The organism is Alkaliphilus hydrothermalis, assembly GCF_016908555.1.
Classification (GTDB): domain Bacteria; phylum Bacillota; class Clostridia; order Peptostreptococcales; family Natronincolaceae; genus Alkaliphilus; species Alkaliphilus hydrothermalis.
Genome location: NZ_JAFBEE010000042.1, coordinates 1 through 2453, shown reverse-complemented (window position 1 = coordinate 2453; position 2453 = coordinate 1). Strand labels below are relative to the sequence as shown.

The window sequence follows — 2453 nt, the reverse complement described above, 5'->3', positions numbered from 1 at the left end:
TGTAACTGGCAAGTGTTTTTGGCGAAATTTTGGCAAATAATTTTCCTGAGATTTTTCCAGTTTCACCGCCTTAATGTTTTAACTTACTAAAATAAAGATTCTCTATGCTCTAGTCTATAGCTTTTACCTGTCATATTAAACAACTCACATCTGTAAGTAATTCTATCTAATACTGCCGTTGTTAGAGCAGGATCACCCAATAATTCAGTCCAGTCTTCAAGCCCTTTGTTTGATGTGATAATAAGTGATGCTTGCTCATGGAGGGCCGTTATTAATTGAAAAAATAGATTGGCTTCTTCTCTGGTGATAGGAAGGTATCCTAATTCATCTATGATAAGAAGGCTTGAAGAAAGTATCTTGCTTATCTTACCTTTACTCTTTCTAGATATTTCTTGGGTCTTTAGGCTATACATTAGATTATCCATTGTAATAAAGCTTACCCTATATCCCATATCTACTGCTCTATGGCCTAAGGCAATTGATAGATGGGTTTTACCAACCCCTGGAGGGCCTAGGAAGATAAGATTATACATCCTATCTATCCAGTCCATCTCTATGAGTCTGTTTATTTGCTTTTTTGTAATCGATCTTTGGAAGTTTAAATCAAAGTCATCTATCTTCTTTATAATCGGAAATCCAGCATCCTTTAGCCTGCGTTCTTGAGCTTTCTTATCCTTTAGCGCCAGCTCATTTTCTAATACTGATAAAAGAAGCTCTTGATAAGAGACATCTTTCGTATCTGCATTTTCAATGATGGAAGTTATATTACTATTTAGATAGTATAGATTAAGTTTTTTAGCATAGTCTTTTATTAGTTCAAGCTTGTCCATTTTCTTTTATCCTCCTTCAAAGCCTTAGTGTATTCTTTAATATCGCGAATAACAGGTTTAAGATGACTATATTTTGAAGGAGTGAATATATCTGCTTTTTTATAGCTCGTTTTACCTATCTGTCTTTGGTCTTCTATCTTTAAATATTCTATGGTATCCCTTAGTGCAACTGCACTAAATAGCTTTCTATTTATGCAGTATTCTAATGCCCTTGAAACTATGGATTTTTCTTCTTCTTTAACTGCCTCAGTTATTAACCTCAGTTGATCCTTTATATGTCTTGGTTTTTCATGTTTTAGGGTGTCAATAAAGGATATTGCAGCTTCTGTGTTGCTAAGGCCGTCTAATGCCCTTTCGTATAACTCATCGGTGCTATGGGTTTTATTCTCTTGTCTGGATGGATGATCTATCTTTATTAATTTTCCTTTATCTAAGGTTATTAGATGGCTTACGATTAGTTGGTTAGTATCTATGTCCATGATATCCATTCTCTTATCTTTGATAATTAGATTAACCTCTTTTTTAGGTGAGTAGGTGCCCTTAGGTAACTGATATCTGTTTTGTTTATACATAACAGTATTGTCTTTTCTTACAAAGTAGGTTAAACTAATTTTGTTAGCATTATTTGCAAAGAGGGTAGGTATTGGTTTTAAGTGTTCCTTTTCCAGAGCAAACACTTCGGCCGGTACCTTCTTTGTTGTGTCATGTATTTTTTTATTACCTGTTCTTTCTAACCACCTTAATGAGTCATCATTAAAGGATTCAATGTCTATGAACACTCTGTTCCTTGCAAAGTTATTTTTGGCATACTTAACCACAGCCTCTATTTTCCCCTTGCTTTCTGGGTCATACCCCCTACAAAGGTATACCTTAAACTTTAAGGTATTTATGTAATTTTGAAATCCTTCAGTGTATATTATATCCCCATGATTCTCAGATACTACCGCTATCCTGTCTTGATCATAAACTATCTCCTTAGGCATACCTCCAAAGTACTCAAAGGCTTTGTTGTGGGCCTCAAGGAAGGTCATTGTAGTGAAGGGTCTAAGGGACCAGTATAGATATTTATACCTTGAATGGGATAGAGACATAGCAAAACAATATACCTTTACCTTAGTTCTATCACTTCTTTGTAGCCAAATCTCTCCTAAATCTACCTGGGCTTGATACCCCATTGGAAGTTCTTCTACTGCTTCATACTGCCTAGGTGATGTTACCTTAGGTAATTTGTGGTCTTCCCTGAGTTGATTTACATAAAGCCGTAATGTCCTATCTTTAAAATCTAGTACTGAATACCGCTCTAGTAGCCAGTCATAAATCTGGGCACTTGATAAATCCTGGTACTCATTAATCCATGCTAGGATTTCATCCTTATATTGGTCTACTTTCTTTATTCTAGACTGGACTCCTTGTCTTAGTCTTGCAAACTCATCGGGAGTCATATCCCAGTATTTAGTCACAGTTTTATAGTCGATTTTTAACAACCTTGCTGCTTGTGTTTTTTTCAATCCTCTGGACTTATATCCTTTAATTTCAGCAAACATATTCCACTCCTTCAATTTCATTCCCCCTATGATGAATTAACTATCTAATTCTATCAGAAGGAGTATTCTTATTGTACTA

At 35.2% G+C, this 2453-nt stretch carries 2 protein-coding genes; both read right to left on the bottom strand.

The window, feature by feature from the left end; translation table 11 throughout:
• Nucleotides 1–86 precede the first annotated feature (86 nt).
• Nucleotides 87–830 carry an IS21-like element helper ATPase IstB gene (istB, locus tag JOC73_RS14895; RefSeq protein ID WP_204404669.1) on the bottom strand — a complete coding sequence of 248 codons (744 nt, stop codon included), beginning with the start codon at nucleotides 828–830 and terminating at the stop codon, nucleotides 87–89.
• Nucleotides 812–2389: an IS21 family transposase gene (gene istA / locus JOC73_RS14890; protein ID WP_243428004.1), complete on the bottom strand. Its 1578-nt coding sequence runs from the start codon at nucleotides 2387–2389 to the stop codon at nucleotides 812–814. The genes istB and istA overlap by 19 nt, the downstream gene beginning before the upstream one ends.
• Nucleotides 2390–2453: the final 64 nt, after the last annotated feature.

What these genes read in the sequence shown, in the direction of transcription:
- istB (WP_204404669.1), bottom strand. Translation starts at nt 830, where the DNA reads ATGGACAAGCTTGAACTAATAAAAGACTATGCTAAAAAACTTAATCTA.